The 13,299-nt window shown below is 56.5% G+C and carries 19 protein-coding genes; 13 read left to right on the forward strand and 6 right to left on the reverse strand.

The features are described from left to right. Positions 1-41: 41 nt before the first annotated feature. The 3 genes from DFR30_RS02020 to DFR30_RS02030 all read right to left on the reverse strand — a co-directional run bounded on the left by DFR30_RS02020 (position 42) and on the right by DFR30_RS02030 (position 1,292). Positions 42-260, reverse strand: a complete 219-nt coding sequence (locus DFR30_RS02020; protein ID WP_132971079.1) for a hypothetical protein — start codon at positions 258-260, stop codon at positions 42-44. A 123-nt stretch (positions 261-383) separates the two neighbouring features. Then, complete coding sequence (locus DFR30_RS02025; RefSeq protein WP_132971080.1) at positions 384-896, reverse strand: DUF1269 domain-containing protein; 513 nt, start codon at positions 894-896, stop codon at positions 384-386. Between the two features lie 96 nt (positions 897-992). Further along, on the reverse strand, positions 993-1,292 hold the full coding sequence (locus tag DFR30_RS02030; protein WP_132971081.1) for a DUF6763 family protein: 300 nt from the start codon (positions 1,290-1,292) through the stop codon (positions 993-995). Positions 1,293-1,346: 54 nt separating this feature from the next. Between DFR30_RS02030 and DFR30_RS02035 the strand changes: the two genes are divergently transcribed. Then, positions 1,347-1,832: a hypothetical protein gene (locus tag DFR30_RS02035; RefSeq protein WP_132971082.1), complete on the forward strand. Its 486-nt coding sequence runs from the start codon at positions 1,347-1,349 to the stop codon at positions 1,830-1,832. Beyond that, on the forward strand, positions 1,829-2,611 hold the full coding sequence (gene djlA, locus DFR30_RS02040) for a co-chaperone DjlA (protein WP_132971083.1): 783 nt from the start codon (positions 1,829-1,831) through the stop codon (positions 2,609-2,611). Before DFR30_RS02035 ends, djlA begins: the two co-directional genes overlap by 4 nt. 103 nt (positions 2,612-2,714) lie before the next feature. Here the strand turns inward: djlA and DFR30_RS02045 are convergent, their stop codons facing one another. Both DFR30_RS02045 and DFR30_RS02050 read right to left on the reverse strand, forming a co-directional pair. Further along, positions 2,715-3,191: a CopD family protein gene (locus DFR30_RS02045; RefSeq protein ID WP_132971084.1), complete on the reverse strand. Its 477-nt coding sequence runs from the start codon at positions 3,189-3,191 to the stop codon at positions 2,715-2,717. Position 3,192: 1 nt separating this feature from the next. Then, positions 3,193-3,996 (reverse strand): alpha/beta fold hydrolase, encoded by an 804-nt coding sequence (locus DFR30_RS02050; protein ID WP_165869064.1) that lies wholly within the window; start codon positions 3,994-3,996, stop codon positions 3,193-3,195. Between the two features lie 129 nt (positions 3,997-4,125). Here DFR30_RS02050 and rpe point away from each other — a divergent pair, with 129 nt between their 5' ends. The 6 genes from rpe (at position 4,126) to trpC (ending at position 9,595) form a co-directional block, all read left to right on the forward strand. After that, complete coding sequence (rpe, locus tag DFR30_RS02055) at positions 4,126-4,815, forward strand: ribulose-phosphate 3-epimerase (protein WP_132971086.1); 690 nt, start codon at positions 4,126-4,128, stop codon at positions 4,813-4,815. After that, positions 4,816-5,496, forward strand: a complete 681-nt coding sequence (locus DFR30_RS02060) for a phosphoglycolate phosphatase (RefSeq protein WP_132971087.1) — start codon at positions 4,816-4,818, stop codon at positions 5,494-5,496. 106 nt (positions 5,497-5,602) lie between these two features. Continuing rightward, on the forward strand, positions 5,603-7,150 hold the full coding sequence (gene trpE, locus DFR30_RS02065; protein WP_132971088.1) for an anthranilate synthase component I: 1,548 nt from the start codon (positions 5,603-5,605) through the stop codon (positions 7,148-7,150). Beyond that, the gene (locus tag DFR30_RS02070) at positions 7,150-7,728 is read left to right on the forward strand and encodes an anthranilate synthase component II (protein WP_132971089.1); all 579 of its coding nucleotides are present in this window, start codon (positions 7,150-7,152) and stop codon (positions 7,726-7,728) included. Before trpE ends, DFR30_RS02070 begins: the two co-directional genes overlap by 1 nt. Before the next feature lie 3 nt (positions 7,729-7,731). Next, on the forward strand, positions 7,732-8,754 hold the full coding sequence (gene trpD, locus DFR30_RS02075) for an anthranilate phosphoribosyltransferase (RefSeq protein ID WP_132971090.1): 1,023 nt from the start codon (positions 7,732-7,734) through the stop codon (positions 8,752-8,754). A gap of 43 nt (positions 8,755-8,797) precedes the next feature. Continuing rightward, positions 8,798-9,595, forward strand: coding sequence for an indole-3-glycerol phosphate synthase TrpC (gene trpC / locus DFR30_RS02080; protein WP_132971091.1), 798 nt, complete (start codon positions 8,798-8,800; stop codon positions 9,593-9,595). Here the strand turns inward: trpC and crp are convergent. Then, the gene (crp, locus tag DFR30_RS02085) at positions 9,592-10,230 is read right to left on the reverse strand and encodes a cAMP-activated global transcriptional regulator CRP (RefSeq protein WP_132971092.1); all 639 of its coding nucleotides are present in this window, start codon (positions 10,228-10,230) and stop codon (positions 9,592-9,594) included. The genes trpC and crp overlap by 4 nt on opposite strands. A 175-nt stretch (positions 10,231-10,405) precedes the next feature. On the opposite strand from crp, the gene DFR30_RS02090 reads away from it, so the two are divergent. The 5 genes from DFR30_RS02090 (at position 10,406) to DFR30_RS02110 (ending at position 13,290) form a co-directional block, all read left to right on the forward strand. Further along, positions 10,406-10,822 carry an OsmC family protein gene (locus tag DFR30_RS02090; RefSeq protein WP_132971093.1) on the forward strand — a complete coding sequence of 139 codons (417 nt, stop codon included), beginning with the start codon at positions 10,406-10,408 and terminating at the stop codon, positions 10,820-10,822. Then, positions 10,823-11,218, forward strand: a complete 396-nt coding sequence (locus DFR30_RS02095) for a VOC family protein (protein WP_132971094.1) — start codon at positions 10,823-10,825, stop codon at positions 11,216-11,218. Between the two features lie 25 nt (positions 11,219-11,243). Then, positions 11,244-12,038: an adenosylmethionine decarboxylase gene (gene speD, locus DFR30_RS02100; RefSeq protein ID WP_132971095.1), complete on the forward strand. Its 795-nt coding sequence runs from the start codon at positions 11,244-11,246 to the stop codon at positions 12,036-12,038. A gap of 68 nt (positions 12,039-12,106) precedes the next feature. Further along, positions 12,107-12,751 (forward strand): 2-polyprenyl-3-methyl-6-methoxy-1,4-benzoquinone monooxygenase, encoded by a 645-nt coding sequence (gene coq7 / locus DFR30_RS02105; protein WP_132971096.1) that lies wholly within the window; start codon positions 12,107-12,109, stop codon positions 12,749-12,751. 11 nt (positions 12,752-12,762) lie between these two features. Beyond that, a complete protein-coding gene (locus DFR30_RS02110; protein WP_132971097.1) occupies positions 12,763-13,290 on the forward strand; it encodes a gamma carbonic anhydrase family protein in 528 nt (175 codons plus the stop codon). Positions 13,291-13,299: the final 9 nt, after the last annotated feature.

Genomic DNA, 13,299 nt, shown 5'->3' on the forward strand with positions numbered 1-13,299 from the left:
CAGCGTTTAACGGGCTGCCGGTTTAATGTTTGCTTGGTACGTCAGTCTTCGAGTGACTTGATCAGGGCTTCAACAGATGCGGCGGGAAGTGTACGGGCTTCACTTTGCGTTCTGGCCTCGACCATGGCGAGCTGCAGGTGCGGCTCTTCGATCGCGCATGGCGTGTCACAGGCCGAATTTTCAGCCTTGCATACAAGCTTGCACGATGGTTCTTCAACCGGAAATTCCGTTCCACTTGCCATATCCATGAAATATGCCATGGCCCACCTCCCTCGATAGTAATGGCTGATAACGCAGCCGTTATAAAGGCTATCGGCGTCGGGATATAAACATTAACCCTGATAAATTTTCACACGGAATCCAGCAGGTTAGAGGATTCATGGCTAGGGAAACGCAGGGATAGTGGGCTCAATGCCGTGCATATCGGCTTCCGGGTGGTGTCGTTTGATCATGTTGGTGACCGTTTCGATCCGGTCTTTCGGTACATCAATCATCATCAGGATCTGTCCCTGTTCAACGGCATGCTGGAATTCCTTCAACTGACTGTTGGGTACATCGGTTCCGATCATGCCTGACACCCAGGCACCGATAATTGCACCTGCGAGAGCGCACGCCAGAATGGTCCAGCCGCCGAGCGCAATGCCACCTGGCGGGAAGGCGACGGCGATAAGTCCTGCCAGTACACCGGTAGCGCCACCGACACCCAGACCTATTTCTATTCCATGTATAAAGTCGCTGCGTTGCAGCAGGCTTGCCCTGGGGAGGTCTCCCAGTGACAAGCCGTCTTTTGCCAATACGTGAATATGACGGTCATCAATACGTGCCAGCAGAAGTTCATCAACAACCTGCCGTGCACGCGCTACGCTGGGTAAAAGAAAATAGAGTCTGCGTCTCATGCTGCACCTCCTGTCCCGCACCGGGCTGAATTGGCCTAACCGGCCAGCTACTCCGGGTTAGACCGCTAAATCCAGTATAGTTGCGTTTTCAGTCAGTCACGTCAGGCGGTAGTCCATACGTTCGATCTGTCTCATCCAGTCTTCAGTTTCTGCCCAGATATCAGTCTCTTCGGTATCTTCAGGTGATATATCCATGGATCCGCTCCAATCTTCCGGTGGCTCTACGGGTTGCGGATGCAATGTTTCCCAGGTCTCACGATCCAGTTCTTCGATGGTGCCATCGAAATATTGAAGCTCCAGTGTGTCGTCATCGTCGTCACTGGCGACAACTTCGAAAGCGTCGCCGACGGGGGATTTGTACCAATCGCCGATTTGCGGTGAAGGTTGTACTGCCATAGCGGTTTACCTCCTTGCTTAAACTGCTGATACTTGGCGTTCCGGGTGCTTGTTATGAAGGTCCAAGAACCTTGCTTGATTTATATGCCCATAAAAACAGGTTTGCAACGAGAGAAATTTGACGCTCTTCGAGGATCATATATGAGTATCGAGATCGTAGTGGTGGATGCGGGGCAGTTAGCAAAGGGTGTCGAGTTTCCGCCGCTGAAAATTCCGAAATATAGCTGGGAAGAATACCCGGGGCTGGATGCCGAAGGCATCGAAGAACGCTGTTGGCGAACTGATGTAGTGGTCGTCATGGCGTCTGCTATCTCCGGAGAATTACTGAAAAAAATGCATCGTTTGAGTCTGTTGATAACGGTGGGTGAAGCCTGCCATCGGCTTGATCAGGCGGCGGCCCTTGAGCAAGGCGTCGAACTTTTGGCTTTTCTGGATGCTGATGGCAGCAATGAGGAAGACGCGCAGGATCTGTGCGATCGTATAGTGCAGGCGATTGAACATTACGTCGCCAATGGTGTGAAAAACGAGGAAAATGTATGAGTTGGTGGGGTAAGTTACTGGGCGGGGCTTTCGGTTTCATGCTGGGTGGCCCGCTGGGCGCATTGATTGGCGCGGCATTCGGGCACAATTTCGATAAGGGCATGGGACGTATCGGGGAAGGTTTCGCGCCTGGTGCACAGGAGCGAGTACAGACGGTGTTTTTTACCACCGTGTTTTCTGTGATGGGGCATCTTGCCAAGGCAGATGGCAAGGTTTCAAAAAGCGAGATTGATCTGGCACGCCAGATCATGCAGCAGTTCAATCTTGATGATGAGCGTCGCAAAGTCGCTATCAACCTGTTCAACCAGGGCAAGCAGCCTGACTTCCCGCTTGAAGATGTGCTACGCCAGTTTCGGCAGGAATGTCATGGTCGCCGCAACCTGATGCAGATGTTTGTTGAAATTCTGATGCACGCGGCATATGCCGATGGTGATTTACACGCCAGTGAACGTCAGTTGCTGGAGCAGGTGCGTGTATCGCTGGGCTTTACACAACAGGCTTTCCAGCACATCGAGGCGATGGTGCGAAATGCACAACACTTCGCGAGCGGGGGTGTTTCACCGGGTGATGTCTTGCGCGAAGCGTACGAAGTACTTGGTGTTGATGAGAGCGCCAGCGATGCGGAAGTCAAGAAAGCCTATCGTCGCCTGATGAACCAGCACCATCCCGACAAGCTGGTTTCAAAAGGGTTGCCTGAAGAAATGATAAAGCTGGCTACCGAAAAGAGTCAGGAAATTCGTCGCGCCTACGATACGATCCGGAAAGCGCGTCGCAGCTAGCAACCCCCCCGGCCATACCGGCGCAAGCCGGTATCCAGGCCATTGAAACCACTGGATTCTGGCATACGCCAGAATGACGGAAAAGGCGTTAAATAGAGGTTCCCTAGAGGGGTGCCTGGATAAAACGACCGCCTGCTGCGACGGCAATAATCAGTATGCCCAGCAGCAGGTTGATGCCCACGATCTGGCGAATCTGGTTCAGGCGCTTGCCGGCTTCCGGCCACTGCTCTGTGATCACAGCTTCTTTCAGGCGCCTGAAAGGCGCGAAGTAAAGGTGCATGTAAAGCAGAATCATCAACCATCCCAGTCCCTGCATAATATGGATATGCAGGCCAACGGCGCCCATGCCGCCGTACAGGCTGAACACCAGCCAGTAACCGCTGGCGGGCAGCAGGATGACAAACAGCCACACCCAGGGAAAGAAGCGGCTGAATACCTGTGCCCATAGCTTAAGGCGCTGCGGGGGTTCTAACAGTTGAGCTGCAACCGGTCGTAGTACCTGGTGTGCGAAAAACATACCGCCGACCCACAGGACGGCAGACAGGATGTGCAGGCTGATAGCGATGCTGTACTGGGACATGTCAGTTACTCTTTTTCTTGACGTAATGGGTTTTCAGCCAGCCGTAGACGCGGCGGACCAACGCATCTTGCATACCGGTGAAAAAATGATCCGCACCTTCGACTTCAGTCTGGCGGTAGAGTTTGTTACCGGCGCTACGGGCCGCTTTCCGGCGTGCTTCAGGTGTTGCCAATAGTGTATCGAGGTCGCGGCTTCCATAGATATCCAGTACCGGTAACGTGATCTTTGCCAGTGACAGCAGGCTGTTGGTTTTCTCGTCGATGGTGGAGCCGCCGACACTGACCAGCACCAGACCCTGTACAGGCGGTTTTTTCTTGCTGGCAACGTACCAGGCCGACATGGTGGCGCCGAGGCTGTGGCCAATAAGCACGATAGTCTTGTTGCCACGTTTGCGTAGCATGGCGGCGGCGGCATCAAGGCGTGGCGAGACCTCATCAAACAAAGGCACATAATCCTGCAGTGAAGCATCATTGGGCAGTACAGGCATTTGTATGGACAGCGTAGCCCAGCCGTGGTCGGCCAGTCCGGTCCGTAAGGGATAAATGACGTCTGCCCAATCCGGGTGTGCACCCATGCCATGCGCAATTATGACGGCGCGGCCGGTAAAGCCGTCGCTGGCCTCGGTATAGATACCCATGAAGGGTGTGCCGCCGGCATCCAGCTCGCAGGTTTCCCCGTCGACCAGGCTGTCACCGATTTGTTCAGCCCAGCGCTTTTCCTTTTGCTGGTCGGAGGCAGCAAAGGCAAGTGTTGTGTGGCTTCCTGAAAAAGCTAGTATAGCCAGCAACTTAAGTATACGGTGCACAGCAATATCCCCTCCATCTACAGGATTGGTTTCCCGACACAATTTCCCGGGCTGAAATCATGCGGCGGTTCCGGTAAAGTGCGCGATCCTGAATTACCAGCGCAGCAAACACTTTACGAGGCCCGGATTATGCCAGATTACAAGATCGCACCGTCTATTTTGTCAGCCGATTTCGCCCGTTTGGGCGAGGAAGTGGATAACGTCCTCAAGTCCGGAGCCGACATTGTCCACTTTGATGTCATGGATAACCATTATGTGCCCAACCTGACCATCGGTCCGCTGGTCTGTGAAGCCCTGCGCAAGCATGGCGTCAGCGCCGAAATCGATGTGCACCTGATGGTCAAGCCGGTGGATCGTATTATTCCGGACTTTGCCAAGGCCGGTGCCAGTTACATTACCTTCCACCCGGAAGCCAGTGAGCACATCGACCGCACCCTGCAACTGATCAAGGGTGAAGGCTGCAAGTCTGGCCTGGTGTTCAATCCGGCAACGCCGCTGGACTACCTGACCTACGTGATGGACAAGGTCGATATGGTGCTGCTGATGTCCGTTAACCCGGGCTTCGGGGGCCAGAGCTTTATCCCGGCCACGCTCGACAAGCTGCGTGAAGCGCGCAAGATCATCGATGCATCCGGTCGTGACATCCGTCTGGAAATTGATGGCGGCGTCAAGGTCGACAATATCCGTGAAATCGCCGAAGCGGGCGCCGATACTTTTGTGGCCGGTTCCGCTATCTTCAGTGCTGCCAGCGACAGTGATGCGAATGTGTACGACACGGTTGTCAAGGCCATGCGCGACGAACTGGCCAAGGCTGGCTGAATGGCTATCCGCACGCCCGATATGATCCTCATCGACGTGGACGGCACGCTGGTCGACAGCGTGCCGGACCTTGCCTTTTGCGTCGATGAAATGATGAAACAGCTGGGTCGCGAACCCTGGGGTGAAACCCGCGTGCGTGACTGGGTGGGTAATGGTGTAGAACGCCTGGTGCGCCGTGCGCTGATCGGACAACTGGATGGCGAGCCGGACGAGGCCGAGTTTGAAAAAGCCTACCCGGTTTTTCTTGACCTGTACGCGGAAAATACGTCGAAACGCTCCGTGCTGTACCCGGGCGTAAAAGAAGGCCTGGACTACCTGCGCGCGGCGGGCTACCCGCTGGGTTGTGTCACCAACAAGGCGGCGCAGTTTACCCTGCCGCTATTGAAAGACCTGGGAATTTACGACTACTTTGGTATCGTGGTCAGTGGCGACACGCTGGAACACAAGAAACCGCACCCGGCCCCGTTGCTGCACGCGGCGGAATTCTTTAAGGTAAGCCCTGAGCGGTCGCTGATGGTTGGCGATTCGATCAGTGATGTAAAAGCCGCGCGCGCGGCAGGCTTCCAGATTGTCTGCCTGCCCTACGGCTATAACCACGGTGAGGATATCCGCATAGCGGAGCCTGACCTGGTCATTGAGACCCTGGCACACCTGAAAGGCGAACTCGAACAGGCCGCATGATGCTCACCGTAGAGACACGAATGCACGAGAAGGAGGAACGATGGTGGCGTTGATCCGCTGTCTGTAACTGCCTTCGTGTATCAAAAATGTCTCAACGGTGAGAACCATGACTCCTGAACAATTCGAACAACTGGCCGGTGAGGGATACAACCGTATCCCGGTAATGCGCGAGGTGCTGGCCGATCTCGACACCCCGTTAAGTACCTACCTCAAGCTCGCCAGCGGGCCCTATTCCTATTTGTTCGAGTCCGTACAGGGCGGTGAGAAGTGGGGGCGCTACTCCATTATCGGTGTGCCGTGCCGCACCGTCGTGCGTGTCTATGGAGAACGTATCGAGGTGCGCACCGAGGGTGAACTGGTCGAGGAAGTCCACAGCGATGACCCGTTGCAGTGGATCGAGGATTTCCAGCAGCGTTTCCGTGCCCCGGATCTGGAAGGCCTGCCACGCTTCGGCGGCGGACTGGTGGGCTATTTCGGTTACGACACCGTGCGCTACATCGAACCGCGCCTGAAAGATAGTGCCAACAAGATGAATCCTGCCGCAGGCGGGAGAGAGGATGCCCTGGGCGGCGAAGATACGCTGAATACGCCCGATATTCTGTTGATGGTGTCAGACGAAGTGGTGGTGTTCGACAACCTGGCCGGCAAGCTGCTCATGGTGGTTCACGTCGATACCTCGCACGACGATCCCTGGGCGTATGGCCAGCACCGCCTCGATGTATTGATGAATCGCCTGTGTCAGCCGGTAACGATCCCCGGTGCGTTGCAGAACCCGTGTGAGGTGTCGGAAGACGACTTTGTCTCCGGTTTTACACGCGAGGGCTTTGAGTCTGCCGTGGAGCGTGTGAAGGACTACATCGTCGAAGGTGACGCCATGCAGGTGGTGTTATCGCAACGGCTGTCGATTCCGTATCACGCACCGCCGCTCGACCTGTACCGCGCGCTGCGCGGGTTGAATCCGTCGCCGTACATGTTCTTCCTGGACCTGGAAGATTTCCATATTGTCGGTTCCTCCCCCGAGATTCTGGTGCGCCTCGAAGATGATGTGGTGACGGTGCGTCCCATTGCCGGCACCCGTCCGCGCGGTGCGACTGAAGCCGAAGACAAGGTACTGGAAGAAGAACTGCTGGCCGATCCCAAGGAGCTGGCCGAACACCTGATGCTCATAGACCTGGGCCGCAATGATGCCGGTCGTGTCAGCGAAACCGGCAGTGTCGAACTGACTGACAAGATGATTATCGAACGTTATTCGCACGTCATGCATATCGTTTCCAATGTGACCGGGCGGATACGTCCGGGCCTGTCGGCCATCGACGTGCTGCGCGCCACTTTCCCGGCCGGAACAGTGAGCGGTGCACCGAAGATCCGTGCCATGGAAATCATCGATGAACTGGAGCCGGTCAAGCGCGGTGTGTACGCCGGTGCGGTGGGCTACCTGTCATGGTCCGGGAATATGGATACGGCCATCGCCATTCGTACCGCCGTCATCAAGGACGAAGTCCTGCACATCCAGGCCGGCGCCGGTATTGTCGCCGACTCGGTGCCTGCCAACGAATGGGCCGAGACCATGAACAAGGGGCGTGCCATATTCCGCGCCGTAGCCCATGCGCAGGCCGGACTGGATGGAAATCATTGCAAGGGGGCGCAGGACTGATGCTGTTGATGATCGATAACTACGACTCCTTCACCTATAACCTGGTGCAGTACTTCGGCGAGCTGGGTGCGGACGTGCGCGTGTTTCGTAACGACCAGATCACCGTGCAGGAAATCGAAAAGCTGGCACCGGAAAAGATTGTGATTTCTCCTGGTCCCTGCACGCCCAACGAGGCGGGTGTATCGGTGGAAACCATCAAAACCCTTGCCGGGCGTATTCCGATACTCGGCGTATGCCTGGGGCACCAGAGTATTGGCCAGGCGTTCGGCGGCCGTATTGTTCATGCAAAAGAAATCATGCACGGCAAGACGTCGATGATTTATCACCGTGACCAGGGTGTGTTCCGTGGTCTGTCCAATCCGCTGGAAGCGACCCGTTATCACTCGCTGGTGATCGAAAAAGACCGTCTGCCGGCGTGCCTGGAAGTGACCGCCTGGACCGGTAGCGCGGAGGGAGAGGTTGATGAAATCATGGGTGTGAGGCATCGTGAACTGCCCGTCGAGGGCGTGCAGTTCCACCCCGAGTCGATCCTGACCGAACACGGTCATGACATGCTGAAAAACTTTCTGGAGGGCTGAGCGATGGATATGCCGACAGCGATACGCTGTGTCACAGAACGCCAGGACCTGAACGAAAATGACATGCATGATGTCATGCAGCTGATCATGACCGGCCAGGCTACGCCGGCACAGATCGGTGGCTTCCTGATCGGGCTGCGTATGAAAGGTGAAACCGTCGACGAGATTGCCGCGGCTGCAAAAGTCATGCGTGAACTGGCGACACCGGTACCGGTCAGGGGCGACCACCTTGTCGATACCTGTGGAACCGGGGGTGACGGCGCTTCGACCTTCAATATCTCGACCGCCAGCGCCATGGTAACCGCAGCGGCCGGTGCGCAGGTTGCAAAGCACGGTAACCGTTCGGTGTCATCGAGCTGCGGCAGTGCGGATGTACTGGAGGCTGCAGGCGTTAATCTCGATCTCACGCCGGAGCAGGTCGCGGAGTGTGTGGACAAGGTCGGTGTAGGATTCCTGTTTGCACCCAAACACCACAGCGCCATGAAGCACGCCATCGGCCCGCGCAAGGAAATGGGCGTACGTACCCTGTTCAACCTGCTCGGCCCGCTCACCAACCCGGCCAGTGCCCCCAACCAGGTGCTCGGGGTTTTCAGTGCTGACTGGATCGAACCGCTGGCCCGGGTGCTCGGCAAGCTGGGCAGCCGCCATGTACTGGTAGTGCACGCGGATGACGGGCTCGATGAGATCAGTATTGGCTCACCGACACAGGTTGCCGAGCTGAAAGACGGCAAGGTGAGCTGCTACCGTATCGAGCCGTCGCAGTTTGGCATGCAGGTCGCCGATATAACGACACTGGCCGTGAAGGATGCGCAGGAGAGCCTTGCGCTGATCGGGCAGGTCTTTGATAACACCCCTGGCCCCGCACGCGATATCGTGGCCCTGAACGCCGGCGCCGCCATTTATGTCGCCGGGCTTGTCGACAACCTGGCTGACGGTGTGAACAAGGCGCTCGAAACTCTGGCCTCGGGTGCTGCAAAACAGACCTTTGCCCGGCTTGTCGAGATCAGTAAAGACCTTGCGTCGTAACCCGTACTTCTACTCCTGAGCATACCATCCCGGAATTCCATCCATGTCCGACACGCCAGACATCCTGAAAAAAATCCTCCAGCGCAAAGCCGGGGAAATCGCCGAACGCAGTGCCAGGGTTCCGTTGCAGGCGTTGCGTGAACAGGTTGAAAGCGCGAGCGCACCGAGAGGCTTCCTGGAAGCCTTGCGCCGTCGTGCCGTCGAAGGTGATGCTGCCGTCATCGCGGAGATCAAAAAGGCCTCCCCCAGCAAAGGCGTATTGAGAGAACACTTCGTGCCCGCGGAGATTGCCGCCAGTTACGAAAAAGGCGGTGCAGCCTGCCTGTCCGTACTCACTGATATCGATTTCTTCCAGGGCGCCGATGCCTACCTGCAACAGGCGCGCGCCGCCTGCCGGCTGCCGGTATTGCGCAAGGATTTCGTGATTGATCCCTACCAGGTATGGGAAGCGAGAGTGCTGGGTGCGGACGGTATCCTGCTGATCGTTGCCGCGCTCGATGACAGGGCGCTGGGAGCATTGCTGGATCTGGCCACCGAGCTCGGTATGGATGCCCTGGTAGAAGTCCACGATGCCGAAGAGATGGCGCGCGCACTGGCCACGCCGGCACCGTTGATTGGTGTGAATAACCGTAACCTGCGGACCTTTGAAACCCGGCTGGATACAACGTTGACACTGAAACAGGATTTCCCGGAAGACCGTTTACTCGTCACCGAGAGTGGTATTCATACTCCGGAAGATGTGCAGCGTATGCACGCGGCTGATGTACATGCTTTCCTGGTGGGTGAGGCGTTTATGAAGGCCGAAGACCCGGGCAGAAAATTGCGCGAGATCTTCTTCTAACGGGCGCCAAACACCACCATGGTTTTACCCTTGGCCGTGATCAGTCCTTGCTCTTCAAGTGATTTCAGCACCCGCCCTACCATCTCACGCGAACAACCGACAATGCGCCCGATTTCCTGGCGGGTAATCTTGATCTGCATCCCGTCCGGGTGAGTCATGGCATCCGGCTGCTTGCACAAATCCAGCAGTGTGCGTGCCACCCGGCCGGTGACATCCAGGAATGCCAGGTCACTGACCTTGCGGCTGGTGTGGCGCAGGCGGCTGGCCATCTGGCCGGCCAGCAAGTACAGGATGCCGGGGTCATTCTCGGTCAGCTGGCGGTAGCGGCTGTAACTGATTTCTGCGAGCTCGCACTGCGTTTTGGTGCGCACCCATGCGCTGCGGTCGCTGTCTTCGCCGAACAGGCCCATTTCGCCGAAGAAGTCACCGGGATTCAGGTAGGCGAGAACGATTTCGTGGCCATCCTCATCTTCGATCAGCACACTGACGGAGCCTTCGACGATGTAATACAGCACATCTGGTTGGTCGCCCGCGTAGATGATGACGCTCTTGGCCGGGTAGCGGCGACGATGGCAGTTTTCCAGAAACCGGTCAACGGTCGTGGTTTCAGCGGGTTTCAGCAGTGTCTGGGCCATGTGGTTACCTTTCTGTGGCGGGGTGAATTCCGCCGTCCTGTTCGGGAATGGGTCGAATACAACCTGTTTCGGCAGGAGAGGTGCCGGTCTTGAACGGGATGCCTCCACTGTGGGCGGTGCATCTGCTGAACTGTGATAACCTTCACATTTTGAAAGTTTTGCGAGGGTATTCGCCATGCAGGCACGCATTAAATGGGTCCAGGACGCGACGTTTATCGGTGAATCCGGTAGCGGACATGCCGTTGTCATGGACGGCCCGCCGGACCACGGTGGCCGCAATCTGGGTGTGCGTCCGATGGAAATGCTGTTGCTGGGGATGGGCGGCTGTACAGCCTTCGATGTGATGCATATTCTGAAGAAGTCCCGCCAGCCGGTAACCGACTGCGTAGCGGAGCTTGAAGCCGAACGCACCGACGAGGATCCAAAGGTGTTTCGGGCCATCCACGTGCATTTCATCGTAACCGGCAAGGCGCTGGACGACAAGCGCGTTGCACGCGCTGTCTCCCTGTCAGCCGAGAAGTACTGTTCGGCATCTATTATGCTTGGCAAGACGGCCACTATCACACACGACTACGAAATCCGGGAGGCCTGAATGGAGCGGCCAAACCCGACCGCTGGCATGCGGCACATTGCACTGTATGTACGCGATCTTGAAGTTGCAGAGCAGTTTTATGTTGGCCTGCTGGGCATGCGTGTGGAATGGCGGCCTGATCCTGATAATGTGTACCTCACATCCGGCAATGACAATCTGGCGCTGCACCGTCGTGATGCTGCACCTGCAGAAAAGGGTCAGTTACTGGACCATATCGGTTTTATTATGAAGACACCGGGAGATGTAGATGACTGGCACCACTTCCTGCAGGCCAATGGTGTCGAGATGAAATCAGAGCCGCGTACACACCGTGACGGTGCGCGCAGTTTTTATTGCGTGGGGCCAGAAAAGGTGATTGTGCAGATGATTTACCACCCACCCATTGCTGACCGTTAGGCGAATTTCCGTGCCTGGCGCTGCCATGAAGAAAATCAGGCTGCAAGGTTTCAATAATCTGACCAAGACCCTCAGCTTTAATATTTACGATATTTGTTACACCAGCTCAGCGGGCGACCGGCGTGAATACATTGAATATATTGATGAAGCGTACAATGCAGAGCGTCTCACCCATATCCTGACGGACGTGTGCAGCATTATTGATGCAAATATCCTCAATATTGCGCATCAGAATTATGATCCTGAGGGGGCCAGTGTAACCATGCTGATTGCCGAGGACGCTGCCAGAGAGCCGGAGGTTTCCAATACTGAAGCACCTGGGCCCTTGCCGGATGCGGTGGTGGGTCATCTCGATAAAAGCCATGTTACGGTCCACACCTACCCCGAGAGCCATCCGGACAACGGCATCAGCACCTTCAGGGTGGACATCGATGTTTCGACCTGCGGGCGCATCTCGCCACTCAAGGCATTGAATTACCTGATACACAGTTTCGAGTCGGACATCGTCACCCTGGATTACCGGGTGCGGGGTTTCACGCGCGATGTGCGGGGCCGAAAACATTTTATCGATCACAAAATCAATTCAATCCAGAATTTCCTGCCGCGTGACACCAAAGAGCGTTACGAAATGGTCGACGTGAATGTCTACCAGGAAAATATTTTCCATACCAAGATGCGGCTTAAAAACCTGTCGCTTGATGATTACCTGTTCGGTGTCGGGGTAGAGGCCATGACGGCAGCGGAAAAGCGCCGGATCAGTCGCCAGGTGGAGCATGAAATTATGGAAATTTTCTACGGGCGGAATCTGCCGCGGCGTTAAATGCCAGGGCACGCTTTAATGCACATGTCCGTGTTGAATCTGCCCGGTAAATCACCGACACTGTTGGCATGATGACACGACACTACACGCCGCTTGACCAGCTTGTGATGAACTTTGACCAGGCATTGCGCACGCTGGCAGGGCGCCCGCTGGTCACAGAGCGTCCCGATCCGGCTGAGGGAGTCGGGGAAGGCGAGCTCAGCGAGGCGGAGAAAACCGAATCCATGCGCCTGATGCGGGTAAACCATTCCGGTGAAGTTGCTGCCCAGGCGCTCTACCAGGGGCAGGCGTTAACGGCGAAACTGCCCGAGGTGCGCGAGCGCATGGAGCGTGCTGCCGCTGAGGAAAACGACCACCTCGCCTGGTGTGAAAAGCGTGTGCATGCACTTGACGGGCACCTGAGCTACCTCAACCCGCTCTGGTATGCGGGTTCGTTCGCCATTGGTGCAACGGCCGGACTTGCCGGTGACAAGTGGAGTCTGGGTTTTGTGGCGGAAACCGAGTGCCAGGTTATAGAGCACCTTGACGAACACCTGAAAAAGATCTCTCCCAAAGACCGCAAGAGTCGGGCCGTGCTGGAGCAGATGAAGGTTGATGAGGCGCACCATGGTGAACTGGCTAAAGCCGCCGGGGGTGTTGAGCTGCCCGCGCCCGTGAAGGCGCTGATGGGCGTGACCTCCAGAATCATGACCGGCATGGCTTACTGGTTGTAACGGAATCATTCGTGTCGGTTCGAACTTTCGATGGTCATAGTCCGAAGCTTGAGCAGGGCGTCTACGTTGACGAGCAGGCAATGGTGGCCGGGCGCGTCGAGATTGGCGCCGACAGTTCGATCTGGCCCATGAGTGTGGTGCGTGGTGATGTTAACTTTATCCGCATAGGCACACGTACCAATATCCAGGATGGTTCTGTTCTGCACGTTACCCACGATAGTGACTTTGCCCCGGGTGGGCAGCCATTGATTATTGGTGACGAAGTGACGGTCGGGCACAAGGTTGTCCTGCATGCCTGCACCGTGGAAGACCGTTGCCTGATCGGTATGGGGGCCGTGGTGCTGGATGGCGCGCTAATCCGTACCGGCGCGATGGTAGGCGCCGGGGCACTGGTGACGCCGGACAAGGATCTGGAAGGCGGTTACCTGTATGTGGGCTCGCCAGCACGGCGCCAGCGCGAGCTGACGGAAAAGGAAAAAGCGTTTCTGGGCTACTCAGCTGACCACTATGTGCAGCTGAAGAACCGCTGGCTGGAGTGATTGTCCCGG

The organism is Thiogranum longum (assembly GCF_004339085.1).
Lineage (GTDB): Bacteria > Pseudomonadota > Gammaproteobacteria > DSM-19610 > DSM-19610 > Thiogranum > Thiogranum longum.